The sequence below is a fragment of the Nocardiopsis nanhaiensis genome, assembly GCF_054778635.1.
Window position 1 is genome coordinate 1 of the sequence record NZ_BAAGZJ010000217.1, and the last position, 526, is coordinate 526.

Sequence of the window (526 nt, forward strand, 5' to 3'; positions counted from 1 at the left end):
CCACCTGCACCAGCACCGTCTCCCCGGGGGCGGGTGATCCAGCGGCGCCGATGAGCCCGCGCAAGGGGTCTTCGTCGTGGGTGGTGGCGATGGGGTAGTGGTCGGGGCGGGCCAGCCGCAGCACACCCCCGTGCGAGCGGGTTTCCTCCGCCGACGGCGGTGCGGGGCCGGTGGTGGCCGCCGCGCCCGGCCAGGCGGCTTCGATGGCCCGCTCGACCAGGTGCGGGGGGAGGCCCCCGGGCACCCACAGGCGGATCCGCACCCCGGCCTCGTCGGCGACGTACTCCCACACCACGTGTGGTTGGCCGCACAGGAGGCGTTTCCATGCGGGGCGCAGCAGCCCCAGCATCTGGGTCCAGAACGCCTCCGCGCCGCTGATCTCCGCGGTCGGCGGGGGCAGCACCTCGATGAGGCGGGCGTTGCGGGACCAGGCCACATGGCGCAGAAGGACCAGCACCCGGCCAAGGGCCAGCACCGCGGCCCCCAGCGGCACGACCCACCACCACGGGGTCACGATGGGGGCGGC

General features: G+C 75.5%; 1 pseudogene. It reads right to left on the minus strand.

The features are described 5' to 3' along the window. A pseudogene (locus ACYVD1_RS34855) lies at positions 1 to 526 on the minus strand (ATP-binding protein); the annotation flags it as partial.